The sequence below is a fragment of the Stenotrophomonas maltophilia genome (genome assembly GCF_001274595.1).
Taxonomy (GTDB): Bacteria; Pseudomonadota; Gammaproteobacteria; order Xanthomonadales; family Xanthomonadaceae; genus Stenotrophomonas; species Stenotrophomonas forensis.
This window is the reverse complement of the sequence record NZ_CP011010.1, coordinates 3,321,320-3,346,766: the sequence shown is the minus strand read 5'-3', so window position 1 is coordinate 3,346,766 and position 25,447 is coordinate 3,321,320. Positions and strand designations below refer to the sequence as shown.

Below are 25,447 nucleotides of genomic sequence, written 5' to 3'. Positions count from 1 at the left end.
CCACAGATGGAAATCACTCTCTCCAAGAGTCTGTTGATCGCAGTGGTGCTTGCACCGCTGTTCGGCAGCATCATCGCCGGCCTGTTCGGTCGCCAGGTCAAGCGCTTCGGCGCGCAGACCATCACCATCCTCGGCGTCGCGGTTGCCTGCGGCCTGTCGATGTACACGCTCTACCAGCTGCTGTGGGGCGGTGCGCAGCCGTTCAACCAGAACATCTACACGTTCTTCGAAGTCGGCCAGTATTCGGCCCACGTCGGCTTCATGGTCGACAAGCTGACCGCGATGATGATGGTGGTGGTGACCTTCGTGTCGCTGCTGGTCCACATCTACACGATCGGCTACATGCAGGACGACCCGGGCTACCAGCGGTTCTTCAGCTACATTTCGCTGTTCACCTTCTCGATGCTCACCCTGGTGATGAGCAACAACTTCCTGCAGCTGTTCTTCGGCTGGGAAGCGGTGGGCCTGGTGTCGTACCTGCTGATCGGCTTCTGGTTCAAGCGCCCGACCGCGATCTTCGCCAACATGAAGGCGTTCCTGGTCAACCGCGTCGGTGACTTCGGCTTCCTGCTGGGCATCGCCGGCGTGCTGTGGGTGTTCGGCACCCTGGACTACTCGCAGGTGTTCTCGCAGGCCGGCATGCTGGCCGACCCGCGCGCCCAGCTGCAGATCTGGGACGGCACGATCCTGGGCATGCAGCTGCTGAACGAGCCGGTGATCTGGTCGATCGCCACCGTCATCTGCATCTGCCTGTTCATCGGCGCCATGGGCAAGTCGGCCCAGGTCCCGCTGCACGTGTGGCTGCCGGACTCGATGGAAGGCCCGACCCCGATCTCGGCACTGATCCACGCCGCGACGATGGTGACCGCCGGTATCTTCATGGTTACCCGCATGTCGCCGCTGTTCGAGCTGTCGCAGACCGCGCTGAACTTCATCCTCTTCATCGGCGCCACCACCGCGTTCTTCACCGGCCTGATCGGCATCGTGCAGAACGACATCAAGCGCGTCGTCGCGTACTCCACGCTGTCGCAGCTGGGCTACATGACCGTGGCGCTGGGCGTGTCGGCCTATTCGGCCGCCGTGTTCCACCTGATGACCCACGCGTTCTTCAAGGCCCTGCTGTTCCTGGGCGCCGGCTCGGTCATCATCGCGATGCACCACGAGCAGGACATGCGCAAGATGGGCGGCCTGCGCAAGTACATGCCGATCACCTTCGTCACCATGTGGATCGGTACCCTGGCCCTGGTCGGTACGCCGTTCTTCTCGGGCTTCTACTCGAAGGACACCATCATCGAGGCGGCCGAGATCCACGCCCACATGCAGAACAGCTGGGTGGCCACCTATGGCTACTGGGCGGTGCTGGGTGGCGTGCTGGTGACCAGCTTCTACAGCTTCCGCCTGCTGTTCATGACCTTCCACGGCAAGGAGCGCTTCCGCGACGCGCATGATGACCATGGCCACGGCCATGACGATCACCACGCCGCAGACGCACACCATGCCGATGCCCACCACGGCGATGCCCATGACGACCACGGCCATGGCCACGGTCCGCATGAGCCGCATGAAACCCCGTGGGTGGTGACCCTGCCGCTGATCCTGCTGGCCATCCCGTCGATCGCCATCGGTTTCTTCAGCATCGGTCCGATGCTGCATGGCACCGACTGGGCCGGCCACCACGCCCACGCGGCGATCCAGGGCCAGGTCAACACGTTCTTCACCGGTATCGTGAACTTCTACGATCCGGCCAAGAACACCGTTGCCTTCCTGGGTGAAGAGTTCCACGGGCCGGTGGCGTTCGCGCTGCACGGCATGATGCTGCCGCCGTTCTGGCTGACCCTGGCGGGCTTCCTGCTGGCTGCACTGTTCTACCTGTGGAAGCCGGACCTGTCGGGCAAGGCGCGCAAGACCTTCGCCCCGCTGGTGTCGGTGCTGGAAAACAAGTACGGCTTCGACAAGCTGTGGATCGATGGCTTTGCCGGCGGCAGCGTCAAGCTGGGCAAGGTCTCGCGCTGGATCGACAGCAACATCGTCGACGGCGTGGTCAATCTCTCGGCACGTGTTGTGGACGTCGCAGCCGGCGTGCTGCGTCGTACCCAATCCGGTTTCCTCTATCACTACGCCTTCGCGATGATCATCGGCCTGATTGCCCTGCTGGGCGTGCTGATGCATTACCTGCGTTGATGACCTGTACGGAATAAGAAGACGTGTCGAACTGGCCTCTACTCAGTGTCCTCATCTGGCTGCCGATCCTCGGTGGCGCCCTGATCCTTGCGATCCGTGATGCGCAGACCGCCCGCTGGGCGTCGCTGGGCGTCGCGGTGCTGACCTTCGTGGCGAGCCTCTCGCTGCTGAGCGGCTACAACGCGGGCATCGACGGTCTGCAGTTCGTCGAGACCCATGCCTGGATCCCGGCGTACAAGATCGGCTACAACCTGGGCGTGGACGGCATCGCCGTGGCGCTGATCCTGCTGACCACGCTGGTCAGCGTGCTTGCCCTGATCGGTGCCTGGAGCGCCATCGACAAGCGCGTCAACCAGTACGTGGCCGCCTTCCTGATCCTGGAAGGCGTCACCGTCGGTATCTTCTCGGCCACGGACGCGATGTTGTTCTACGTGTTCTTCGAGGCGATGCTGATCCCGATGTTCCTGATCATCGGTGTCTGGGGTGGCCCGCGCCGCATCTACGCCGCGCTGAAGTTCTTCCTGTACACCTTCCTCGGCTCGGTGCTGATGCTGGTGGCGCTGATCTACCTGTACCTGAAGGGCGGCAGCTTCCAGCTGGCCGACCTGTACGCGCTGCCGCTGTCGGCCAAGGAACAGACCTGGATCTTCTTTGCCTTCCTGATCGCCTTCGCGGTCAAGGTGCCGATGTTCCCGGTCCACACCTGGCTGCCGGATGCCCACGTGGAAGCGCCGACCGCCGGTTCGGTGATCCTGGCCGCCATCGCCCTGAAGATCGGTGGCTACGGCTTCCTGCGCTTCAACCTGCCGATCGTCCCGGACGCATCGCAGGAATGGGCCTGGCTGGTGATCGCGCTGTCGCTGATCGCGGTGATCTACGTCGGCCTGGTCGCCCTGGTGCAGGACGACATGAAGAAGCTGATCGCGTATTCGTCGATCGCGCACATGGGCTTCGTCACCCTCGGTACCTTCATCGCCCTGTGGCTGGTGCGTGAAGCCGGCAACGCCGATGCGGCCCGCCTGGGCCTGCAGGGCGCCATGGTGCAGATGATCTCGCACGGCTTCGTGTCCGGCGCGATGTTCTCCTGCGTCGGCGTGCTGTACGACCGCATGCACAGCCGCCGCATCGCCGATTACGGCGGCGTGGTCAACGTGATGCCGTGGTTCGCCACCTTCGCCATGCTGTTCTTCATGGCCAACGCGGGCCTGCCGGGTACCAGCGGCTTCGTCGGCGAGTTCATGGTCATCCTGTCGGCGTTCCAGCGTAATCCGTGGATCGCGCTGGGCGCGGCCACCACCCTGATCATCGGCGCCGCCTACACCCTGTGGCTGTACAAGCGCATCTTCTTCGGCGAAGTGGCCAACAGCCACGTTGCCGAACTGAAGGACATCAACGGCCGCGAATGGCTGGTGCTGGGCGTGTTCGCCATCGGCGTGCTGGCCCTGGGCATCTACCCCAAGCCGCTGACCGACCTGATGGAGCCCTCGATCGCGAAGCTGGCGATGCAGATCGCATCCAGCAAGCTGCTGTAATTCCAGGATTTGATGATGACCACCTCGCCGCTGCTGCCATTGACCGCCGCTGACCTGCCACCGCTCGCTCCCGAGCTGGTGCTGATCGGCAGCGCCTTCGCCCTGATGATCCTCGACCTGTTCGTCAGCAACCGGAACAAGATCGTCACCCACCTGTTCTCGCTCGCTGCGCTGGCCGTGGTGCTGTTCATGCTGGCCACCGGCGTGGGCGGGCAGGGGGAGGTCTTCCATGGCATGTTCGTGCGCGATACCGCCGCGGACGTGATGAAGACCGGGATCGTGCTGCTCAGCGGCCTGACCCTGGTCTATGGCTGGCGCTACCTGCGTGATCGCAACCTGTTCCAGGGCGAGATCCCGGTGCTGATCCTGTTCGGCACCGCCGGCATGATGATCCTGGTCTCGGCCGGCAGCCTGCTGATGGTCTACCTGGGCCTGGAACTGCTGGCGCTGTGCTCCTACGCGCTGGTGGCCAGCAACCGCGAGAACGGCCTGGCCTCGGAAGCGGCGATGAAGTACATCGTGCTCGGTTCGCTGGCCTCGGGCCTGCTGCTGTACGGCATGTCGCTGATCTACGGCGCCACCGGCAGCCTGCACCTGGACGTCATCCGCGATGCCATCCCGCATTCGGAAGAACGCGTGCTGCTGATCACCGGTGCGGTGTTCATGATCGCCGGCGTCGCCTTCAAGCTGGGTGCCGCGCCGTTCCACATGTGGCTGCCCGACGTGTACCAGGGTGCCCCGGCGCCGATCGCGCTATTCATCAGCTCGGCGCCGAAGCTGGCCGCCTTCGGCATGGCCTACCGCCTGCTGGAAATGGGCGTGGGCCCGTTGTCGACCGAACTGCAGTTGCTGATCGCCGGCCTGGCTGCGGTGTCGCTGGTCATCGGCAACCTGATGGCCATTGCGCAGAGCAACCTCAAGCGCATGCTGGCGTTCTCCACCGTTTCGCACATCGGCTTCCTGCTGATGGGCATCGCCGGTGGTGGCGCGCAGGGCTATGCCGCCGCGCTGTTCTACGCACTGGCCTACGCCATCATGTCGACCGCCGCCTTCGGCGCGATCATCGCGCTGTCGCGTGCCGGCTTCGAAGCCGAGAACATCGAAGACTTCAAGGGCCTGAACGCCCGCAACCCGTGGATGGCCGGCCTGGTGCTGTGCATCATGGCGTCGCTGGCCGGCATCCCGCCGTTCCTGGGCTTCTGGACCAAGCTGGCCGTGCTCGGCGCGGCGGTCAACGGCGGCCTGCTGTGGCTGGCGATCCTGGGCGTGCTGTGCGCCGTGGTCGGCTGCTTCTACTACCTGCGCGTCATCAAGGTCATGTATTTCGATGAGCCGGTGGGCGAGGCCATGCCGCGCAGCAACGACCGCGTACTGGGCCTGGTGCTGGGCGTGAACGCACTGGCGCTGCTGGCGCTGGGCATTGCCTGGAACCCGATCATGGTCTGGTGCCAGCAGGCATTTGCGCATCTTGCATAAAAGTTGACACAAAGCTGCGCGATTCGTGTAATATGCGCAGCCTGAGTTGTCACTGCAGCGGTTCAGCCAGAACATCGTTGCGGTAGCCCTCCTCGAAAGAGCAGGGCAGCAGTTCAAACACTTCCGGTGCGGGGTGGAGCAGTCTGGCAGCTCGTCGGGCTCATAACCCGAAGGTCGCAGGTTCAAATCCTGCCCCCGCTACCAACATCGAATCGGCGCCAACCGGTTTGATGAATGAGGGAAAGCTTGCATTTTTCGCAGCAATGCCTCATGATTCCGCTTCTGATGCGGGGTGGAGCAGTCTGGCAGCTCGTCGGGCTCATAACCCGAAGGTCGCAGGTTCAAATCCTGCCCCCGCTACCAAGTAAAGAATGCGCCTTCGAAGTCCTGCTTCGAAGGCGTTTTTCTTTGGGTCCTGCGGCGTTTCCGCGCGATCGGGGTCAGATCCCTTTTCCTGCGGAAAAGGGATCTGACCCCGGGCTCGCACCTTGCACCAGTGCGGTGCAGCCGCTATCATCAGCGGCCTAGCAGTACCCCTGAAGGCGGCCTCCCAGCGGGAGTCCGGATCCGGAAGGAGGGCCGCAACCGGCAGGCACTGCAGGTTGCAACCGGAATCCAGTCACCGGAGTCTTTCCGGAAAAGGGGCCCAGCGGGCCCTTTGTCGTTTCCGGGGCGTCATGTTTCCACGCTGGCCAAGGCCGGCACCCAACCATAGAGATCAAGGCAGGCTGTGAGCGACAAGGCAACCGACATCGCGAATCTGCTCGCCCCGACCGTTGTGTCGCTGGGCCTGGAGCTGCTGGGCGTTGAGTATCTGCCGGCCCCCGGCGGTGCGACCCTGCGCCTTTACATCGACGTGCCGCTGGCTGAACAGCCCGAGCGCATCATCAATGTCGACGACTGCGAGCGCGTCAGCCGCGAAGTGTCGGCGCAGATGGACGTCGAAGACCCGATCAGCGGCAACTACACGCTGGAAGTGTCTTCGCCGGGCGTGGACCGTCCGTTGTTCAACCTGGAGCAGTTCGGCCGTCACCTCGGCGAAATGGCCAAGGTCACCCTGAAGCTGCCGCAGGACAACCGTCGTCGCCTGCAGGGCCGCATCGAAGCAACCGACGAGGCCGCGGACACCATCACCTTCGTTGTCGACAAGACCGAAGTGGTCGTGTCGGCCGACAACATCGACAAGGCACGGATCATGCCCGACTGGGTGGCGCTGGGGCTGGCCCCGAGCAAGCCGACCGGTCCGGCACCGAAGCGTCCGAAGCCGAACAAGAATTCTTCTTCCAACGAGCCGGCGGCAAAGAAGCCGCGCGCGGAGTGAGCCAATGAGCAAGGAACTGTTGCTGGTAGTGGACGCAGTCGCCAACGAGAAGGGCGTGCCGCGTGAAGTGATCTTCGATGCCATCGAGGCCGCCCTGGCCTCGGCGGCGAAGAAGCGCTATCCCGACGAGGAAGTGCTGACCCGCGTGGTCATCGACCACAAGGATGGCAGCTACGAAACCTACCGCCGCTGGGAAGTGGTGGCCGATGACGTGGTGATGGAATCGCCGGATCGCCAGATCCGCCTGATGGACGCCGTCGATGAAGCCGAGGGCGTGGACGTCGGCGACTACATTGAAGAGCAGATCGAGAACCCGGACTTCGGCCGCATCGCCGCCCAGGCCGCCAAGCAGGTCATCGTCCAGCGCGTGCGCGAAGCCGAGCGCCAGCAGGTCGTGGATGCGTGGAAGGATCGCGTCGGCGAACTGATCACCGGTGTGGTCAAGCGCGCCGAGCGCGGCAACATCTATGTCGACCTCGGTGGCAACGCCGAAGGCTTCATTCCGAAGGACAAGGGCATTCCGCGCGACGTGCTGCGCGCCGGTGACCGCGTGCGCGGCTACCTGGCCGAAGTGCGCTCGGAGCCGCGTGGCCCGCAGCTGTTCATCAGCCGCGCCGCCCCGGAATTCATGATCGAGCTGTTCAAGCTGGAAGTGCCGGAAGTCGGCCAGGGCCTGGTGGAAATCAAGGCCTGTGCCCGCGATCCGGGCGACCGCGCCAAGATCGCCGTGCTCGCCCACGACCAGCGCACCGATCCGATCGGCGCCTGCATCGGCATGCGCGGTTCGCGCGTGCAGGCCGTGTCCAACGAGCTCAATGGCGAGCGCGTGGACATCGTGCTGTGGAACGACAACCCGGCCAACTTCGTCATCAACGCGATGGCACCGGCCGAAGTGCAGTCGATCATCGTCGATGAAGACAAGCACTCGATGGACCTGGCCGTGGCTGAAGACCGCCTGGCCCAGGCGATCGGCAAGGGCGGCCAGAACGTGCGCCTGGCCAGCCGCCTGACCGGCTGGCAGCTCAATGTGATGACCCAGGACCAGGTCACCGCCAAGTCGGAGGCCGAGCAGGCTTCGGCCCGCCAGCTGTTCATGGACAAGCTGGAAGTGGACGAAGAGATCGCCGGCATCCTGGTCAGCGAAGGCTTCGGCACCGTCGAGGAAATCGCTTATGTCCCGGTCGGCGAACTGCTGGCCGTGGAAGGTTTCGACGAGGACATCGTCGAAGAGCTGCGCGCTCGTGCCCGCGATGCGCTGCTCAATGAGGCCCTGGCAGTCGAGGAAGGCCTTGAAGACGGCCAGCCGGCGCAGGACCTGCTGTCCCTGAAGGGCATGGACGAAGCCACCGCGTATGCGCTGGCCGGCCACGGCGTGCGTACCAGCGAGGACCTGTCCGACCTGGCCGCCGACGAGGTCATGGACTTCGGCATCGAAGGACTGGATCAGGCGCGCGCCGCTGCGCTGATCCTGGCCGCCCGCGCCGAAGAGATCGCCCGACTGGAACGCGGCGAATGAGCCGGCAATGAACAGGGCCCTGAGCCGCTCAGGGCGTAGAATCCGCGCCACCTCCAGATGCGGGGGGGCGCCCACAAGATCATAGGATCCGAATGTCGCAGCAAACCACCATCCGCAAGCTTGCCGAACTGGTCAACACGCCGGTCGAAAAACTGCTGGAACAGCTGGCCGGTGCCGGCATGAAGTTCAGCGGTCCCGACCAGGTCGTGACCAGCTCCGAGAAGGTGAAGCTCCTGGGCTTCCTTCGTCGTTCGCACGGCAAGCCCGAGCAGGCCCCGGAAGAGACCGATCAGTCTGCAAAGAAGATCACGCTCAACCGCCGGAAGCAGCAGGAAGTGACGATCAGTTCCGGTCGCAGCAAGACGACCGTGAATGTCGAGGTGCGCCAGAAGCGTACCTACGTCAAGGATGGTGCTCGCGCCATGACGCCGGACGAAGAGCGCGCCGACATCCTGCGCAAGCTGGAAGAGTCGCGTGCGCGCAACCTTGCCGAACAGCAGGCCCTGGCCGAGAAGGATCGTCTGCGCGACGAAGCCATCGTCCGTGCCCGTGAGGAAGAGGTTGCCGCCAAGGAGCGCGCCGAGGCCGAAAAGAAGGCTGCCGAAGAAGCTGCGGCCGCCGCCAAGGCTGCCGAGGCGCTGGCGGCCAGCAAGCCCAAGCGTGCTCCCATCGATGAAACCGCGCCGCGCCCGCCGCGTGCCCCCGCCGCCGCCCCGGCTGCGCCGCGTGGCGCACCGCCGCCGCCGCGCAACGACGACCGCAACAATCGCAGCGCGCCGCGCAACGAGCGTGGCCCGGGCGATCGCTTCGCCGGCCAGATGCACCTGTCGGCCGCTGACCGCGCGCGTCGTGGCAACAGCAACAACAGCAACACCCGGGGTCGTCCGGGCGGCCGCAACCAGTCCGGTGGCCGTCGCGACATGTCGCGCGGTGGCAACAATGCCGGCCCGCACGCCTTCGAGCGTCCGACTGCACCGGTGGTGCGTGAAGTGGCGATCGGCGACACGATCACCGTGGCCGACCTGGCGCAGAAGCTTGCGTTGAAGGGCGGCGAAGTGGTCAAGGCGCTGTTCAAGATGGGCGTGATGGCCACCATCACCCAGTCCATCGACCACGACACCGCCGCACTGGTGACCGAGGAACTCGGCCACAAGGCGATCCGTGCCAACGACAACGACGCCGAAGACGCACTGCTGGCCTCGACCGGTGAAAACCAGGGCGAAGCCACCCAGCGTCCGCCGGTGGTCACCATCATGGGCCACGTCGACCACGGCAAGACCTCGCTGCTGGATTACATCCGCCGCACCAAGGTCGCCACCGGCGAAGCCGGCGGCATCACCCAGCACATCGGTGCCTACCACGTGGATACGCCGAAGGGCGTGATCAGCTTCCTGGATACCCCGGGCCATGCTGCCTTCACCTCGATGCGTGCCCGTGGCGCCAAGCTGACCGACATCGTGGTGCTGGTCGTGGCCGCCGATGACGGCGTCATGCCGCAGACCAAGGAAGCGATCCAGCACGCCCGTTCGGCGGGTGTGCCGCTGATCGTGGCGATCAACAAGATCGACAAGTCCGACGCCGACCCGATGCGGGTCAAGAACGAACTGCTGTCCGAGCAGGTCGTGGCCGAAGACTTCGGTGGTGACACCCAGATGGTGGAGATCTCGGCCAAGACCGGCCTGGGCATCGACGACCTGCTGGACGCCATCTCGATCCAGGCCGAACTGCTTGAACTGAAGGCCGTCGACGAAGGCCGCGCCTCGGGCGTGGTGATCGAATCGTCGCTGGACAAGGGCCGTGGCCCGGTCGCTACCGTGCTGGTGCAGCAGGGCCGCCTGAAGAAGGGCGACTACCTGGTGTGCGGCATCCAGTACGGCCGCGTGCGTGCGCTGTTCGACGAAACCGGCAAGCAGCCGGAGTTCGCCGGCCCGTCCATCCCGGTGCAGGTCCTGGGCCTGTCCGGCGTGCCGGAAGCCGGTGACGACTTCGTGGTGGTCGAGGACGAGCGCCTGGCCAAGGACGTTGCCCAGCAGCGTGAGACCAAGCGCCGTGAATCGCGCCTGGTCGCTACCGCCGGCAGCCGCATGGAAGACATCATGGCGACCCTGGGCAAGGGCGAGGGCCAGCAGGTCCTCAACCTGGTCATCAAGGCCGACGTGCAGGGTTCGGTGCAGGCGCTGAGCCAGGCACTGGTCGCGCTGTCCAACGAAGACATCCGCATCAACGTGATCCACTCCGGCGTGGGCGGCATCACCGAGTCGGACGCCAACTCGGCCGCCGCTTCGAAGGCCACCGTCATCGGCTTCAACGTGCGTGCGGATGCTTCGGCCCGTCGCATCATCGAATCCAACGGCGTGGACCTGCGTTACTTCTCGATCATCTATGACGTGATCGATCAGGTGAAGCAGGTGGCTTCCGGCCTGCTGGGCGTGGAGATCCGCGAAGAGATCATCGGTATCGCCGAGGTCCGCGATGTCTTCCGCAGCTCCAAGCTGGGCGCCGTTGCCGGCTCGATGGTCATCGAGGGCGTGGTCAAGCGCAACAAGCCGATCCGCGTGCTGCGCGACAGCGTGGTGATCTTCGAGGGCGAGCTGGAATCGCTGCGCCGCTTCAAGGAGAACGTCGAGGAAGTCCGCAACGGTACCGAATGCGGTATCGCGGTGAAGGCCTACAACGACGTCAAGCCGGGTGACCAGATCGAGTGCTTCGAGCGTATCGAAGTGCCGCGCACCCTGTAATGCTGCGTGGCGGCCCGACCAACGGTCGGGCCCTACCGGCATGCAAAGCCCGACCCACGGTCGGGTACCATGTAGATGTAGCGCCCGACCGTTGGTCGGGCGACAACTGAACCAAGAGCTCCTCGTGCCCAAGACTTTCCATCGAACCGACCGTGTCTCCGCCCAGCTGCGCCGTGAACTCGGCACCCTGGTGCACAACGCCGTGCGCGAGCACGGGTTGCCCTCGGTGAGCGTGTCCGACGTGGAAATCACCCGCGACATGGCCCATGCCAAGGTGTTCGTCACCGCGCTGATGCCGGAACGCTCGGCTGAAGCCGTGGCCGGCCTGAAGGAGCTGGGCTACCGCCTGCGCATGGACCTGGCCCGTGCCATGAAGCTGCGCCACGTGCCGGAGCTGCATTTCCACTACGACGACTCGGTCGACCGTGGTGAGCACATCGACAACATCCTGCGCGACCTGCCCGATACGCTGGCCGCGGAGAAGCGTCGCGAGAGCGACGAAGAATAAGGCAGCGCCGGGCCCGTGCCCGGCGTCTTTCCGTTCCGGCAACGCGATGCCCGTGCGGGCCGCGCTGCAGCAGCCGGGCATGGCTCGGCTCTACAACATCCTGTCATGACCCGAATTCAGTTCCGCCGCCTGGATGGCATCCTGCTGCTCGACAAGTCGACCGGCATGAGCTCCAACGCCGCCCTGCAGGTGGCCCGTCGCCTGTTCCGCGCCGAAAAGGGCGGTCACACTGGCAGCCTCGACCCGCTGGCCACCGGCCTGCTGCCGCTGTGCTTCGGCGAGGCGACCAAGATCGCCGGCCTGCTGCTGGGCTCGGCCAAGGCCTACGACGCCGAGATCGTGCTTGGGCAGACCACCGATACCGACGATTCCGAAGGCCAGGTGCTGCTGCAGCGCCCGGTGCCGGCAGTCAGCGCGCAGGCCCTGCAGGCCGCGCTGGCGCCGCTGACCGGCAGCATCCTGCAGCGGGCGCCGATCTATTCGGCGCTGAAGCAGGGCGGTGAGCCGCTGTATGTGAAGGCCCGCCGTGGCGACGTCATCGAGGCGCCCGAGCGCGAGGTGCAGGTGCACGCCATCGAGGTGCTGGAGCAGCAGCCTGAACGGCTGCGCCTGCGCGTCACCTGCGGCTCGGGCACCTACATCCGCAGCCTGGCCCGTGACCTCGGTGAAAGCCTGGGCTGCGGCGCGCATATCAGCGCGCTGCGCCGGCTCTGGGTCGAACCATTCCGCGAGCCGGCGATGGTTACCCTGGACCAGCTGCGGGCGATGGTCGAGGCGGGCGACGAGGCCGCCATGGATGCGCTGCTGCTGCCCCTGGCCGCCGGCCTGGCCGAGTACCCGCGGGTCGACCTCGACGCCGACCAGGCTCACCGGTTCTGTGTGGGCCAGCGCCAGCGCGACCTGTCGTGGCCGCGCGGCCTGGTCGCCGTGTTCGGCCCGGACGATGCTGTCCAGGGGCTGGGCCAGGTCGATGACAGTGGCCTGCTGGCCCCCCAGCGCCGTTTCAACCTCTGACCGGGGCCCGCCGGTTCAGCCCCGGACCTTGTCCCGGAAGCCCCCGGCCGTTACAATTTCGCGGCCGTTTTCCGGCAGCCTGCCTCGCGCAGGTTTCATCCTCGTAGTCCACGGCGAGCCTGGCGGTGCGCGAAGCGCGTTCCTGCCGGCCACGCATCACAGAGAAAAAAGAAAATGTCGATCGACACCCAGAAGGTCATTGAAGACAACAAGCGCAGCGCCGCCGACACCGGCTCCCCGGAAGTCCAGGTGGCCCTGCTGACCGCCCGCATCGAACTGCTGACCGGCCACTTCAAGACCCACAAGAAGGACCACCACAGCCGCCGCGGCCTGCTGCAGATGGTCAACCGCCGTCGCAGCCTGCTCGACTACCTGAAGAAGAAGGACGTCGAGCGTTACAAGGCCCTGATCGAAAAGCTTGGCCTGCGTCGCTAAGCAACGAATCCCCCGCGGCGCAGCGATGCGCCGCGGTTTTGTTTTGTAGCACCGCAATCCCCGATTCAGGCCGGAACGATCCGGCCACCCGCAGGCGGCAAGGGTCGCCGACGGTCCAAATTCGCAGACAGCATCCCCAAGGACACCCTCCGTGGCAAAAATCACCAAAACCTTCCAGTACGGCAAGCACACCGTCACGCTTGAGACCGGCGAAGTCGCCCGCCAGGCCAGCGGTGCCGTCATCGTCAAGATGGACGACACCGTACTGCTGGTCACCGCCGTCGCCGCCAAGAGCGCGCGCGAAGGCCAGGACTTCTTCCCGCTGACCGTCGATTATCAGGAAAAGTTCTACGCCGGCGGCCGTATCCCGGGTGGTTTCTTCAAGCGCGAAGGCCGTGCGACCGAGAAGGAAACCCTGATCTCGCGTCTGATCGACCGTCCGATCCGCCCGCTGTTCCCGGAAGACTACAAGAACGAAGTGCAGATCATCGCCACGGTCATGTCGCTGAACCCGGACGTGGACGGTGACATCCCGGCCCTGATCGGTGCCTCGGCTGCGCTGGCCCTGGCCGGCACCCCGTTCATGGGTCCGATCGGCGCTGCCAAGGTCGGTTACAAGAACGGCGAGTACATCCTGAACCCGACCGTCAGCGAACTGGCTGACTCGCAGCTGGAACTGGTCGTCGCCGGTACCTCCAACGCCGTGCTGATGGTCGAATCCGAAGCTGCGCTGCTGTCCGAAGAAGTGATGCTGGGCGCCGTGACCTTCGGTCACCGCGAGATGCAGAAGGTCATCAACGCGATCAACGAGCTGACCGTCGAAGCCGGCACCAAGCCGTCGACCTGGGAAGCCCCGGCCAAGAACGACGCGCTGATCTCCGCCCTGAAGGAAGCCATCGGCCCGCGCCTGGGCGAAGCCTTCCAGGTGCGCGACAAGCTGCAGCGCCGCGACGCCATCTCGGCGATCAAGAAGGACGTGGTCGAAACCCTGGCCGGCCGTGTGGCCGCCGAGGGCTGGAACCCGGCCGAGCTGTCGAAGGAATTCGGCGAGCTGGAATACCGCACCATGCGTGACTCGGTGCTGGACACCAAGGTCCGCATCGACGGCCGTGCGCTGGACACCGTCCGCCCGATCGCCGTGAAGACCGGCGTGCTGCCGCGTACCCACGGTTCCTCGCTGTTCACCCGCGGCGAAACCCAGGCCATCGTGACCATCACCCTGGGCACCGCCCGTGACGGCCAGGTCATCGACGCCGTTGCCGGTGAGTACAAGGAAAACTTCCTGTTCCACTACAACTTCCCTCCGTTCTCGGTGGGTGAGTGCGGCCGCATGATGGGCCCGAAGCGCCGCGAAATCGGCCACGGTCGCCTGGCCAAGCGCGGCGTGCTGGCTGTCATGCCGTCGCTGGAAGCCTTCCCGTACACCATCCGCGTCGTCTCGGAAATCACCGAGTCGAACGGTTCCTCGTCGATGGCCTCGGTCTGCGGTTCGTCGCTGGCCCTGATGGACGCCGGCGTGCCGGTGAAGGCGCCGGTTGCCGGTATCGCCATGGGCCTGGTCAAGGAAGGCGAGCGCTTCGTCGTCCTGTCCGACATCCTGGGTGACGAAGATCACCTGGGCGACATGGACTTCAAGGTGGCCGGTACCGCTGAGGGCATCTCCGCCCTGCAGATGGACATCAAGATCGAAGGCATCACCGAAGAGATCATGAAGCAGGCCCTGCAGCAGGCCAAGGCTGGCCGTCTGCACATCCTGGGTGAAATGGCCCACGGCCTGACCGCCCCGCGTTCGGAGCTGTCCGACTACGCGCCGCGCCTGCTGACCATCAAGATCCACCCGGACAAGATCCGCGAAGTGATCGGCAAGGGTGGTTCGACCATCCAGGCCATCACCAAGGAAACCGGCACCCAGATCGACATCCAGGATGACGGCACCATCGTCATCGCTTCGGTCAACGCCATCGCTGCCCAGGCCGCCAAGGCCCGCATCGAGCAGATCACCTCGGACGTCGAGCCGGGCCGCATCTACGAAGGCAAGGTCGCCAAGATCATGGACTTCGGTGCGTTCGTCACCATCCTGCCGGGCAAGGACGGCCTGGTCCACGTCTCGCAGATCTCCAGCGACCGCGTCGAGAAGGTCGGCGACGTGCTGAAGGAAGGCGATGTGGTCAAGGTCAAGGTGCTGGAAGTCGACAAGCAGGGCCGTATCCGCCTGTCGATGAAGGCCGTGGAAGAAGGCGACGCCGTCAGCGCCGAGTAATCGACCTCCGGTCGATTACGGTGGGTGTCAACCTTGGTTGACACGCTTCTGGAATCGCTGAAATGAAAAAGCGGGCTTCGGCCCGCTTTTTCTTTGCCCGCGATCCGCGGCCGGCGTGCCGCTATGCTTCGCCCATGGACACCCTTCGCCTGCTCGATCTGGACATTGACCGCCCGGCACAGCGGGTCAGCCGCGCCGGCCAGGTCCTGCCGGTCAGCGGCCTGAGCTGGACGCTGCTGGACGTGATGCTGGCGCACGGCGCCGAGGTCATCGATTTCGACACCCTGGCGGCGCAGGTCTGGGCGCCGGCAGTGGTCGGCGAAGATGCGGTCAGCCAACGGGTCAAGCTGCTGCGCCAGGCACTGGGCGATGACAGCCGCCGGCCGCGCTACATCCGTTCGGTGCGTGGGCGCGGCTACCAGCTGTGCGCGCAGCCGTTGCCGGGTACCGCACAGCCTGCCCGGTCACGTTGGCGCGGCAGGGCAGGGTGGGGCCTGATGGCGGCCGTGGCGCTGGGCGTCGCCGCAACGCTGGTGTGGTGGCCGCGGCCGCCTGCACCGGGTGCGGCGCAGGCGGCGCTGCAGCGCGCCGATTATTACGCCGGCATCGGCCAGGCCAGCAACAACGAGCGGGCGATCAGCCTGTACCGGCACGCGCTGCAGGTCGATCCGGAGTCCGCGCCGGCGCGGCGGGGACTGTCGCGTGCGTTGGCAGCGCAGGGCTGCCTGTTCAACGGCTCGCCGGCACAAGTGAAAGAGGCGCTGGCCCTGGCCAGCGAGGAGCGCAGGCGGGCGCCGCGCGATGCCGCCGCCCATGCCCTGTGGGGCTATGCGCAGGACTGCCTCGGCGACATGCCGCAGGCGATGGCCGGTTACGCGCGTGCGCTGGAACTGGATCCGGCCGACGAACGCAGCCGCGCGTCGCTGGCGTATCTGCGGCAGGAGCGCGGCCAGTTGGTGACGGCGCTGCGCGAGAACCTGTCATTGAAGGCGCCCGAGCGCGTGCGTTTCCGCGACGTGCAGGTGGCGCGCGAGCTGGAACTGCTGGGCTTCACCCAGGCTGCAGCGCAACGCCACGCGCGCAACTTCCAGCTCTACCCGGACAACGTCTTCTCCAATATCGCCTGGCCACGCAGCCTGTATCTGGCCGGCGCGCCGCAACGGGCCAGGCAGGCGCTGGACGAGGCGCTGGCGCGGGGCACGCCACACCCGCAGCTGCTGCGGATGAAGGGAGAGCTCGCGCTGCTGGCCGGTGACCCGGTGATAGCGGCAGAGGCGTTCGAGCGCGGCCGCCAGCTGCGGCCCCAGCAATCACTGGGGCAGACGCTGGCGGGCCTGTACGGCGCGCAGCCGGCGCAGGACGCGTGGATCGGGCAGCGTCTGCAGCAGCTCGACGCCAGCGCCGGCGACGGCTGGTCCGACACGGGCGTGGAGCGGGCACTGCTGCTGCAGGCTGCTGGACGTACAGATGCGGCCGTCGCCGCATTGCATCAGGCCGTCGATGATGGCTTCCGTGACGTGGCGTGGCTGCGTGCCACGCCGCTGCTGGTGCCCCTGCACGGCGCCCCGGGCTGGCCCGCGTTGCTGGAGCGCATCGATACCGACATCGCCCGTCAGCGCGCGCAGGTGTTGGCCGCCGCCTGGCGGCCGGAGGACCTGGCCGCCCTCAGCGCAGCGCCGGCAGCAGGAACTCGGTGAGGATGCGCCGCGACTGCGGATGGGCGAAGGAGCGGTTGAAGGCCTGGCTGGTGACCACGGCCACCACGCGCTGTTCGGGCAGCACGAACACATAGTTGCCGCCATTGCCGGACATCGCCCACACGGTGCGCGACGCACCCTGCACATCGAGCTTCAGGCCCCACCACTGGTAGCCATAATCGCTGCCATCGGGCGTCGTGGCCTGCGCCTGCACCATCGCCGCGATGTAGTCCGCGGGGACCAGCTGGCGACCCTGCCAGCGTCCACCGTCCAGTACCAGCTGGCCGAACCGGGCCAGGTCACGCGTGCGGTAGCGGGTGCCGCCGCCGCCCATGCCGATGCCCTCCGGCGAACGGTTCCACTGGCTGTGGGTGATGCCCAGCGGCTGCTCCAGAACGCGTGCGGCATAGTCGGCCAGCGGTTGGCCGCTGGCCTGTTCAAGCACGGCACCGAGCACGAACGGGTTGGCGGTGCAGTAGGCGAACGCGCGGCCATGCGGGCTGTCCTGCGGCCGCTGCATCCAGGGCGCAAAGCCCTTCACCGGCAGCGCCAGCGCGAACTCCAGCCACCGCTCGGTGACGTACATGCGTTCTTCGTGGCCGGCCGAGAACGGGTTCTCGTCATCGCACTCCCACAGGCTGCTCATGGACAGCAGGTCCTGCAGGGTGGTGGCGCGCAGGCGCGGGTCGACCGCATGGTGCGCGGTGAACGCCGGGAAGTAGTCGTACACCCGGGCCTGCACGCCGGGCACGCGTCCCTCGCCGATGGCGGCGCCGACCAGCAGTGCCGTCACGCCCTTGCTGGCCGATCGCACGTCGTGCAGGGTCTGTGCGTCGGCGCCGTTGAAGTAGCCCTCGTAGATCACCTGGCCATCGACCTGCAGCAGCACGCTGCGGATCTGCTTGAGTTCATCGCGGGCGATGGCCTGCTGCAGCGCCAGCAGGCGTGCCGGATCTGGCGGCGCGGCGCTAGCGGTGAAGGTCGCGGCACACAGGGCGCAGAGCAGGGTCAGGACGGGCAGGATCGAACGCATCGGCGGGCTCCATCGAAAGGGAGCCCGATTGAGCCAGTACCGCATCTGAAGTGCTGGAAAGCCGCCTGAAGAATTCTGAAGGCCTTGTGCGACAACGCTCTGCGCTTTGCCCCGGTAGGTGTCAACCTTGGTTGACACGCTCGCGCCCCGGGTGGGTGTCAACCTTGGTTGACACGCTGTTGGAGGCATCGCCGCAGTCGAACATGCTCGGCGTTACCCGGCATCTTCTTCCTCTTCTTCCTCCCCCAGCCACCAGACCTGTCCCGGCTCGGGCTCACTCAGCGGATGCTCGCGCTGTTCGATGGCGTCCAGCACGCGTCCCGGTGCCGCAGCGGTCCACGTTGCCAGCAGTTTTTCCACCGAGGCACGCCCTTGCGCGGCAATGCCGAGATCGCGCGCGCGCGTCCAGCCGTCCGCGCGCTCCGCTGCGTCATCGTGCTGGTGCGGCGTTCCGTAGCTGCAACGGCGGCACAGCCTGCGCACGGTCGCGGTCCAATCCTCGACCATGCCGATCCCGGGCAGCTGCATGGCTTCCAGGGCAGCGATGTCATCGGCGGAATCGCACTGCACGAACACAGTGAAGGTGGCCATGTCCGATGGCTGCAGGCGCTGCATCGCATTGAACACCGGCACACTCTGCTCCCGGTAGGTGCGGTGGCCGGTCGAGGCGCCGTCATGCAGCACGATGTCACCGAAGCGGAAGCCGCTTTCCGGCAGCGGCACATTGTCGATGCGGGCGCGCACCGGATCGATGCGGCGCATGTAGACCACCTCGGCGGTGGACCACGGCGCCAGGCGCAGGCAGGCCACGCCGAAATCGCCGTCGATCGGCCCCGCGTCGCCGGGCACGGTGATCCCGCAGCGGCTCCATTGGCGCCGCGCTTCGGCCCAGTCGCCCACTGCAGTGGCGGCGATACCGGCATTCCATGCGGTGGCTACATCGAACTCGACATGCAACTGTTCCGACTGCAGGTTGTCCTGCAGCGAGGCCGGCCAGTCGCGCAGGTACTTGTGCGCGAGCCCGCGCATGTAATGCAGGTAGGGAACCTCCGGGGCATGCCCGGTCAGTTCACCGAACAGGGCCACGGCCCGCGCGAGGTCGCCTTCGTGGAATGCGGCATAGGCACGGGCTTCCAGCGGCTGCAGTTCGTCGCGCGTGGCGTCGTCCGGCCGTGCGCCGTCATCGGGGTTGTCGTGGTCGCTGCTCATGTCCATGCAAGGTTTAAGATCCGCGGCTACCTTAGCCGATGCAGGGGAGGGAGAGCGCGGCGTCGGCGGCTGTCCTGTTGCGGCGCACGATGGCAGTGGCGTGACCGCTGGTGTGTCGTCCTGGGCGGGAGCGCGCGTGTCCACTGGACGACATGCCGCGACATCCGTACCGCAGGCACATCGGTTTGCTAACGTGGCTGCGCCTTCGAACCAGGAGATCCCATGTTGCGCCAGACCGTGGCTGTCCTTGCCGTGCTGATTGCCGGTGCCCTGCCCATCGCTGCACACGCCGCTGCGGCTCCGCAGCCACCAATCTTCGGTGCCTACTATCCTGGCGGGTCGGCCGAGCGCTATCCGGTGTCGAGCATTCCGGCCGAACGCCTGACCCACCTGTTCTATGCGTTTTCCACCATTGAAGACGGCCGCTGCACAGTCGGTGCCGAAGCGCCGGCCAACTTCGCTGCGCTGGCCGAGCTGAAGAGGGCGCATCCGCACCTGCGCACGCTGATTTCCATCGGCGGCTGGGGCGCGGGCGGTTTCTCCGATGCGGCGCTGAGCGAGGCCAGCCGCAAGCGCCTGGTCGATTCCTGCATGGCGCTGTTCTTCGATCGCCACGCCGGCAGCTTCGATGGCGTGGACATCGACTGGGAATTCCCGGTCAGTGGTGGGCCGAAGGAGCTGGCGCACCGCCCGCAGGATCGCGCCAACCTGACCAGGCTCGCGCAGGCGTTCCGCGCCGCACTCGACGCCCGCGGGCGCAAGCAAGGGCAGCCGATGCTGCTGACCGCCGCATTGGCCGCCGGTCGCCTGCAGACCGATGGCCCCTACGATCCGGCGGCCAGCTACGACCTGCCGGCGCTGGCCAGGGTGTTCGATTTCATCAACCTGATGAGCTACGACATGGGCACCGGTTTTTCGGCGGTGTCGACCTTCAACGCCCCGCTGCATGAAGTACCGGCCGATCCGCTGGCACCGGAACTGCGGCGCTGGAACAACGTGGCCGGCGCGGTGCAGTACTACCGCGACCACGGTGTGCCGGCCCACAAGCTGGTGCTGGGCGTGCCGTTCTATGGCCGTGGCTTCAAGGTCACCGGTGACGCCGCCGATGGGCTGTACCAGGCCTACAGCGCACCGGCCGACGCGGGCGACTGGCGGGTGATCAAGGCGCGCTATCTGGACCAGCCCGGCTGGACGAAGCATTGGCAGCCGCAGGCGCAGAGCCCGTGGCTGTACAACCCGCAGCAGAAGATCTTCATCAGCTACGAAGACCCGCGCTCGATCGGGCTGCGCGCGCAGTTCGCCCGCGAGCAGGGCCTGGCCGGGGTGTTCATGTGGGAGCTGACCGGCGATGACGAACAGGCCAGCCTGCTCAACGCCATGCTTGGCCCGTGGCAGAAGGCCCGCATCGGCGATTGAGGGTTGGCGGTAGTGCCGGGCCATGCCCGGCGCGATCGGCAACGCCATCGGCCCGAGGCCGCACAGCCAGGCAACGCCCGCAGCGTTACGCTGCGGGCATGATCCTCATCGACCGCCTCGACCATCTGGTCCTCACCGTTGCCGACATCGAGCGCAGCTGTGACTTCTATCAGCGCGTGCTTGGCATGCAGGTCGTGCGTTTCGGCGCCGGCCGCACTGCGCTGCAGTTCGGCCAGCAGAAGATCAACCTGCACCCGGCCAGTGCGCCGCTGCAGCCGCACGCCGCGCAGCCCACGCCGGGCAGTGCCGATCTGTGCCTGGTCACGGGCACGGCGACTGCCGATGTGCTGGCCCATCTGCGCGCGCAGGCTGTCGTGGTGGAAGAGGGGCCGGTGCCGCGCACAGGTGCATTGGGGCCGATCGAGTCGGTGTACTTCCGCGACCCTGACGGCAATCTGATCGAAGTCAGCCGTTACCCCAGCGGCGCGTGATCCGGATGCCGTAGAGTCGAGCTTGCTCGACTGCGTGGGGCGAGAAGGCAACGGCAGTCGAGCAAGCTCGACTCTACCGAGGCCGTTTTCCGGGATGCCGTGGCGTCGAGCTTGCTCGACTACGCGGGGCGAGAAGGCAACAGCAGTCGAGCAAGCTCGACTCTACGGAGTGCCGGGCGGGCGCCTCAATTGGCCCAGACGCTGTTGGGATCGCCGTTGCGCGCGCGACGCTGGCTGGCCAGGGCCAGCCGGGCAAAACCGAACGCCATGGCCAGTGCGATCGCATCGACCCAGAACAGCGGCCAGTGCCCATGCGCGGCCGCGCGCCACAACCAGTCACCGCTGAGGGCGCCATGCAGCACCGGCACCAGCGCGGTGCTGATCGCAGCGGCCCAGAGGAGCTCGCGTGCCGCCTGGGCCGGGCGGCGCAGTGCCGCCCACAGCGCACACGCGGCCCAGCTGCCGAAACAGGCCCAGCGGATGCCGTGATCAACGGCGGACGGTGCCACCCGTTCCAGCACCAGTGCGCTGGCGAACGCGACCGAGATCGCCACGCACAGGCCGATGCACACGCCCACCGTGGCCCGCGCCATGTTCACCCCGGAGCGCGGCTGTTGTGGTTGCCGGCGCTTGCGCCGCGATTCGATCCACAGCAGGTTGCCCGAATAGAACAGGAAGGCACCGCCCAGGCCCAGCAGGAAGTACAGCCAGACCACCACGCCATTGCCGAACTCACCAAAATGCAGCGCATAGGCCGCGCTGAGCGTGGCGTGGTTGGCATCACGGTGGCCGGGCAGCTGGCTGGCCAGCAGGCGTCCACTGGCGACGTCCAGCGCGACCGAGCCGAGTGGGCCGAGGGTGCCGCTGGATTCACCGGTGATCTCGATGGTGGCATTGGCATCACCGCCGTTGGCCAGTTTCAGGTAGGCCGGTTCGAAATCGGTCACGCCCTGCGCGCGTGCCACTTCCAGCGCGCGCGCATGCAGTTCGCGCAGGCTGCCCGGAGCGGCCGGCACGCCGCTGGCGGCGCGCACGGGCGCGGTGTCCATCGCCGTCGGCACCGCCTGCAGGGCCTTGCCATCGAAGATGAGCGGATTGAGCAGGGCGATCTGGATGAACACCAGGCAGAGCAGGGCACCGGTCACCGCGAACATCAGGTGGAACGGCAGGCTGAGCACACCGATCACGTTGTGTGCGTCCTGCCACAGCTGCTTGAGGTTGCGGCCCGGGCGCAGCGCGAACAGGTCGCCGAGCAGTTTCGGCAGATGGATCACCAGGCCACTGAGCAGGGCCATGCCATACAGCAGGCTGACGATGCCCATCACGTAGATGCCGGCCACCGGCAGGCCCAGGCTGTAGTGCAGCTCGTTGACCAGTTCGGCCAGGCCCGACTGCGGCGGCGTCGGGCTGCCGGCGGTCTGCCCCGGCCAGGCATAGCGCCACCCCCCGTCGTCGGCCTGCCAGTAGGCCAGCGGCTGCGGATGCTCGGCACCGGGGAAGGTCATGCCGACATGCCGGCGTGCTTCCGCATGTGCGGCCAGCACGTCCTCCAGCAGGTACTGCGCGTCATCCAGGCTGGCGGGCATCGCAGTGGCCGCGCCCGGCGTCTGCCACAGCGGCAGGTCGTGGTGGAACAGGGTCAGCGCACCGGCATAGAAGGCCACGAACAGCCCGAAGCCGGCCACCAGGCCGACCCAGGTGTGCAGGGTGGTGAACGTGCGCAGGGTCTGCGAGCTGAACTTCATGCGATTGATCTCATTGCACGGCGCCGGCCATGCGCAGCAGCCCGAGCACACCGAAACCGGCCGCCGCGCTGCCGGCCAGGGCCAGCCAGGCAAACCCAGCGCGGCGGAAACTGAAGGCCCACAAAGCCGCCAGCATCCACAGCGGCACGAAGGCGATCAGCGCAGGCACCAGGGCGTTCTGCCACGGGCCCGGTGGCAGCCAGGTGACCAGTCCGGTGGCGGCGGCCGCCAGGAAGAAGCCGGCGAAGATGCCGGCAAACGCGCGCGCCCACATCACGGTGTCTCCGTACCGGGGTGATGCCACGCGGCCAATGCCGGCAGCAGCATCGCCGACAGCATCCAGGTGCACAGCATTGCGACCAGGCCAGCGGCGAAGCCCAGCTCGGCCATCCACAGCCACAGCGATGCGGCGGCGGCGACCAGGCCGATCTGGTGGCCCAGGCGTCCTGCGCGGCGCAGGCGTGGCCAGCGGCAGTGCGGCGAGGCGGCATAGAACGCCAGCGCCGAGAACATCGCCGCCAGCATGCCCAGGCTGCAGAATCCCAGCGTCGACAGGCCTACCGTGATCATCGCAGGCTCACCATTGGTAGCGCAGGCTGGCGGTGACGGTACGCGGGTAGCCGTAGTAGCACCAGGTCGCGCTGTTGCAGGCCGACACGTACTTCCTGTCGGCGGCGTTGGCGGCATTGACCTGCAGGCGCCACGGGCCGCGGTCGTAATGCACGCTGGCATCGATGAGGGTGAACGACGGCGTGTACCAGTCGTTGTAGATGTCGCCGTAGATGCCGCCGTTGTAGCGCACGCCCGCACCGAAGCCGAACCCGCTCAGCGCGCCGGCGGTGAAGGTGTAGTCGGCGCCCAACGACGCGCTTTCCTTCGGCACCAGCGCCACCCGCTTGCCTACCGAAGCGGCATCGGTACTGCGCCGGACCTTGGCGTCGAGGCGGGTGTAGCTGCCGTACACGCTCAGGCCCTGGCCGATGTTCCAGCGCCCTTCCAGCTCGGCACCGCGCACGCGGGTCTGGCCCTGCTGGATCGAGAACAGGGTGTGCTGCGGGTCGACGGTGAGCGTGTTGTCCTGCTCGATCTGGTACGCCGCGGCGGTCAGCAGCAGGCGGCCACCCTCGGGCTGGTACTTCACGCCGGCCTCGAACTGCTCGCCGGTGGTCGGCACGAACGCGCGCCTCTCGTAGTCGGTACCGATGGTGGTCTGGAACGACTGCGACCAGCTCACGTAGGGGCTCACGCCATTGTCGAACAGGTAGTTCACGCCCACCCGGCCGGAGAACCTGTCATCGCTCTGGTGGGCGCGGCTGGCGGTGCCGATGCGCTGCTCGGTATCGGTACCGACCCAGTCCTGGCGCCCGGCCAGCGTGACCAGCCAGCGGTCGATGCGGATCTGGTCCTGCAGGTACAGGCCCAGCGTGCTCTGCGTCTGCACCTGGCGCGAGGTGTAGTCGGGTACCTGCACCGGCGCGCCATATACCGGGTTGTAGGCATCGATGCCGGGCGCGCCGAACAGGAATGCCGAGGCGTAATCGTTGCGCGCGCGACGGTAGTCCAGCCCCGCCAGCACCGTGTGCTCGGCACGGCCGCTGCGGAAGTGGAAGGTCAGGTTGTTGTCGATGGCCACGCTTTCGGACTTGTCCAGGCGCGGGTAGTAGTAGCGCACCAGCTCGGTGCTGTCCGGCGACACCAGGCCGAACAGGCCCAGGCTGCCGCGGCTGGCGTCCACTTCGGCCCAGCTGTAGCGCACGTTCTGGTTGAACACGGTGCCATCGCCGAAGTCATGGCGGAATTCATAGCCGAGCGCGGCGCTTTCCTTGGTGTAGTCGTTCACGCCCGGCTCGCCGCTGAAGAAGTGGCGGGAGATATAGCGGCCGTTGGCGCCGGGCACTACCGTGCCCTGGTAAGGCAGGAAGCCGCCGGTTTCGACCGTGTCGTTCTTCTGGTAGCGGGCCAGCACGGTCAGCGCGTTGGCATCGTCCGGCGTCCAGGTCAGCGAGGGGGCCAGGTAGTAGCGATCGTCATGGACGTGGTCGATCACGTTGTCGCTGTTGCGGGCCAGGCCGACCAGCCGGTACAGCACGCTGCCGCTGTCATTGAGCGCACCGCCGATGTCGAAGGCGGCCTGCTTCAGGCCGTAGTTGCCGACCTGCAGCTCCACCTCCTGCAACGGGTTGGCGTGCGGCCGCTTGCTGACGAAGTTGATCAGGCCGCCCGGCGGCATCGCACCGTAGTTGACCGAGGCCGGGCCCTTCAGCACGTCGATGCGCTCCAGGCCATAGGGCTCCAGGCGTGATTCGCCGGTCCAGGTGCCTTCCACCGTGGCCAGGCCATCAAGGTAGCGGGCGGGTTTGAAACCACGGACCAGCAGCCAGTCGCTGCGCGTGTCTTCGCCGTACTGGCCGCCCTGGGCGCCGGCGGTGTACCACACCGCCTCTTCAACGCCATGGATGCCACGGTCACGCATCTGCCGGTCGGTGATGACCGAGATCGACTGCGGGATCTCGCGCAGCGGGGTATCGGTCTTGGTCGCGCTGCCGCTCTCGGTGGCGATCGGGGCGGTCACCTGTACGGTGTCGAGCGTACGCGCCTCGTCGGCCGCGGCCAGGCCCGGAAGCATGCCGGAGACGGCAAGGGCGAGGGCGGAGAGTGGGGCACGGAGCAGGCCGGCACGGGCCGGCAGCGACAGCGTATACATGGGTGGGTCCAGGGCCAGGAAGGGGCGCCTCACACGCGAGTGAGAAACGCCTGCGTATGGTAATCATTGACATTTGGCCCCGCCAGCGGCGGCCATTCAGCCGCGATTGCCGGCGGGAGGCCCCGGCCGGCTTGGGCTTTCCTCCCTGCTGGTTTAAGATCGTCGCAGACC

The 25,447-nt window shown here is 66.6% G+C and carries 19 protein-coding genes and 2 tRNA genes; 15 read left to right on the top strand and 6 right to left on the bottom strand.

The window, feature by feature from the left end:
- Positions 1-6 precede the first annotated feature (6 nt).
- From nuoL to VN11_RS15360, 13 genes are all read left to right on the top strand, one after another.
- The gene (gene nuoL, locus VN11_RS15420; protein ID WP_053450382.1) at positions 7-2,181 is read left to right on the top strand and encodes an NADH-quinone oxidoreductase subunit L; all 2,175 of its coding nucleotides are present in this window, start codon (positions 7-9) and stop codon (positions 2,179-2,181) included.
- 23 nt (positions 2,182-2,204) lie between these two features.
- Positions 2,205-3,713: an NADH-quinone oxidoreductase subunit M gene (locus VN11_RS15415; RefSeq protein WP_008268294.1), complete on the top strand. Its 1,509-nt coding sequence runs from the start codon at positions 2,205-2,207 to the stop codon at positions 3,711-3,713.
- Between the two features lie 15 nt (positions 3,714-3,728).
- Entirely contained in the window at positions 3,729-5,189 is a 1,461-nt protein-coding gene (gene nuoN, locus VN11_RS15410) for an NADH-quinone oxidoreductase subunit NuoN (RefSeq protein WP_049456506.1), read from the top strand.
- A gap of 127 nt (positions 5,190-5,316) precedes the next feature.
- Positions 5,317-5,393 (top strand) — tRNA-Met (locus VN11_RS15405).
- Positions 5,394-5,475: 82 nt separating this feature from the next.
- Positions 5,476-5,552: transfer RNA gene (locus tag VN11_RS15400), tRNA-Met, on the top strand.
- Between the two features lie 367 nt (positions 5,553-5,919).
- The gene (gene rimP / locus VN11_RS15395; RefSeq protein ID WP_053450381.1) at positions 5,920-6,510 is read left to right on the top strand and encodes a ribosome maturation factor RimP; all 591 of its coding nucleotides are present in this window, start codon (positions 5,920-5,922) and stop codon (positions 6,508-6,510) included.
- Between the two features lie 4 nt (positions 6,511-6,514).
- Positions 6,515-8,026 (top strand): transcription termination factor NusA, encoded by a 1,512-nt coding sequence (gene nusA, locus VN11_RS15390; RefSeq protein WP_006458580.1) that lies wholly within the window; start codon positions 6,515-6,517, stop codon positions 8,024-8,026.
- A 92-nt stretch (positions 8,027-8,118) separates the two neighbouring features.
- Complete coding sequence (infB, locus tag VN11_RS15385; protein ID WP_053450380.1) at positions 8,119-10,764, top strand: translation initiation factor IF-2; 2,646 nt, start codon at positions 8,119-8,121, stop codon at positions 10,762-10,764.
- Between the two features lie 124 nt (positions 10,765-10,888).
- Complete coding sequence (gene rbfA / locus VN11_RS15380) at positions 10,889-11,272, top strand: 30S ribosome-binding factor RbfA (protein WP_005410447.1); 384 nt, start codon at positions 10,889-10,891, stop codon at positions 11,270-11,272.
- A gap of 105 nt (positions 11,273-11,377) precedes the next feature.
- Positions 11,378-12,286: a tRNA pseudouridine(55) synthase TruB gene (gene truB, locus VN11_RS15375; protein WP_053450379.1), complete on the top strand. Its 909-nt coding sequence runs from the start codon at positions 11,378-11,380 to the stop codon at positions 12,284-12,286.
- 174 nt (positions 12,287-12,460) lie between these two features.
- The gene (gene rpsO / locus VN11_RS15370) at positions 12,461-12,721 is read left to right on the top strand and encodes a 30S ribosomal protein S15 (protein WP_005417886.1); all 261 of its coding nucleotides are present in this window, start codon (positions 12,461-12,463) and stop codon (positions 12,719-12,721) included.
- Between the two features lie 151 nt (positions 12,722-12,872).
- Entirely contained in the window at positions 12,873-14,981 is a 2,109-nt protein-coding gene (pnp, locus tag VN11_RS15365) for a polyribonucleotide nucleotidyltransferase (protein ID WP_006458359.1), read from the top strand.
- A gap of 134 nt (positions 14,982-15,115) precedes the next feature.
- Positions 15,116-16,678: a winged helix-turn-helix transcriptional regulator gene (locus VN11_RS15360; RefSeq protein WP_053451356.1), complete on the top strand. Its 1,563-nt coding sequence runs from the start codon at positions 15,116-15,118 to the stop codon at positions 16,676-16,678.
- Here VN11_RS15360 and VN11_RS15355 read toward each other — a convergent pair.
- Both VN11_RS15355 and VN11_RS15350 read right to left on the bottom strand, forming a co-directional pair.
- Positions 16,647-17,711, bottom strand: coding sequence for a serine hydrolase domain-containing protein (locus VN11_RS15355; protein WP_080374941.1), 1,065 nt, complete (start codon positions 17,709-17,711; stop codon positions 16,647-16,649). The two genes, VN11_RS15360 and VN11_RS15355, sit on opposite strands and share 32 nt — an antisense overlap.
- 213 nt (positions 17,712-17,924) lie before the next feature.
- Entirely contained in the window at positions 17,925-18,920 is a 996-nt protein-coding gene (locus tag VN11_RS15350) for a hypothetical protein (RefSeq protein WP_238581822.1), read from the bottom strand.
- A 222-nt stretch (positions 18,921-19,142) separates the two neighbouring features.
- Between VN11_RS15350 and VN11_RS15345 the strand changes: the two genes are divergently transcribed.
- Both VN11_RS15345 and VN11_RS15340 read left to right on the top strand, forming a co-directional pair.
- The gene (locus tag VN11_RS15345; RefSeq protein WP_053450377.1) at positions 19,143-20,336 is read left to right on the top strand and encodes a glycoside hydrolase family 18 protein; all 1,194 of its coding nucleotides are present in this window, start codon (positions 19,143-19,145) and stop codon (positions 20,334-20,336) included.
- 98 nt (positions 20,337-20,434) lie between these two features.
- A complete protein-coding gene (locus VN11_RS15340) occupies positions 20,435-20,827 on the top strand; it encodes a VOC family protein (protein ID WP_053450376.1) in 393 nt (130 codons plus the stop codon).
- Positions 20,828-21,012: 185 nt separating this feature from the next.
- Here the strand turns inward: VN11_RS15340 and VN11_RS15335 are convergent, their stop codons facing one another.
- Genes VN11_RS15335 through VN11_RS15320 form a run of 4 tightly spaced genes read right to left on the bottom strand, consistent with a single transcriptional unit; the run spans position 21,013 to position 25,276 of the window.
- A complete protein-coding gene (locus VN11_RS15335; protein ID WP_053450375.1) occupies positions 21,013-22,572 on the bottom strand; it encodes a PepSY-associated TM helix domain-containing protein in 1,560 nt (519 codons plus the stop codon).
- A gap of 10 nt (positions 22,573-22,582) precedes the next feature.
- Positions 22,583-22,846 (bottom strand): hypothetical protein, encoded by a 264-nt coding sequence (locus VN11_RS15330; RefSeq protein WP_053450374.1) that lies wholly within the window; start codon positions 22,844-22,846, stop codon positions 22,583-22,585.
- A complete protein-coding gene (locus tag VN11_RS15325; protein WP_053450373.1) occupies positions 22,846-23,142 on the bottom strand; it encodes a hypothetical protein in 297 nt (98 codons plus the stop codon). The genes VN11_RS15330 and VN11_RS15325 overlap by 1 nt, the downstream gene beginning before the upstream one ends.
- Before the next feature lie 7 nt (positions 23,143-23,149).
- Positions 23,150-25,276: a TonB-dependent siderophore receptor gene (locus VN11_RS15320; protein ID WP_053450372.1), complete on the bottom strand. Its 2,127-nt coding sequence runs from the start codon at positions 25,274-25,276 to the stop codon at positions 23,150-23,152.
- Positions 25,277-25,447 lie beyond the last annotated feature (171 nt).

Bases quoted from the DNA above. Each gene is read 5' to 3' on its own strand.
- nuoL (WP_053450382.1), top strand. From the start codon at position 7: ATGGAAATCACTCTCTCCAAGAGTCTGTTGATCGCAGTGGTGCTTGCA.
- nuoN (WP_049456506.1), top strand. From the start codon at position 3,729: ATGACCACCTCGCCGCTGCTGCCATTGACCGCCGCTGACCTGCCACCG.
- nusA (WP_006458580.1), top strand. From the start codon at position 6,515: ATGAGCAAGGAACTGTTGCTGGTAGTGGACGCAGTCGCCAACGAGAAG.
- infB (WP_053450380.1), top strand. From the start codon at position 8,119: ATGTCGCAGCAAACCACCATCCGCAAGCTTGCCGAACTGGTCAACACG.
- truB (WP_053450379.1), top strand. From the start codon at position 11,378: ATGACCCGAATTCAGTTCCGCCGCCTGGATGGCATCCTGCTGCTCGAC.
- rpsO (WP_005417886.1), top strand. From the start codon at position 12,461: ATGTCGATCGACACCCAGAAGGTCATTGAAGACAACAAGCGCAGCGCC.
- VN11_RS15360 (WP_053451356.1), top strand. From the start codon at position 15,116: ATGGACACCCTTCGCCTGCTCGATCTGGACATTGACCGCCCGGCACAG.
- VN11_RS15355 (WP_080374941.1), bottom strand. From the start codon at position 17,711: ATGCGTTCGATCCTGCCCGTCCTGACCCTGCTCTGCGCCCTGTGTGCC.
- VN11_RS15350 (WP_238581822.1), bottom strand. From the start codon at position 18,920: ATGAGCAGCGACCACGACAACCCCGATGACGGCGCACGGCCGGACGAC.
- VN11_RS15345 (WP_053450377.1), top strand. From the start codon at position 19,143: ATGTTGCGCCAGACCGTGGCTGTCCTTGCCGTGCTGATTGCCGGTGCC.
- VN11_RS15340 (WP_053450376.1), top strand. From the start codon at position 20,435: ATGATCCTCATCGACCGCCTCGACCATCTGGTCCTCACCGTTGCCGAC.
- VN11_RS15335 (WP_053450375.1), bottom strand. From the start codon at position 22,572: ATGAAGTTCAGCTCGCAGACCCTGCGCACGTTCACCACCCTGCACACC.
- VN11_RS15330 (WP_053450374.1), bottom strand. From the start codon at position 22,846: ATGTGGGCGCGCGCGTTTGCCGGCATCTTCGCCGGCTTCTTCCTGGCG.
- VN11_RS15325 (WP_053450373.1), bottom strand. From the start codon at position 23,142: ATGATCACGGTAGGCCTGTCGACGCTGGGATTCTGCAGCCTGGGCATG.
- VN11_RS15320 (WP_053450372.1), bottom strand. From the start codon at position 25,276: ATGTATACGCTGTCGCTGCCGGCCCGTGCCGGCCTGCTCCGTGCCCCA.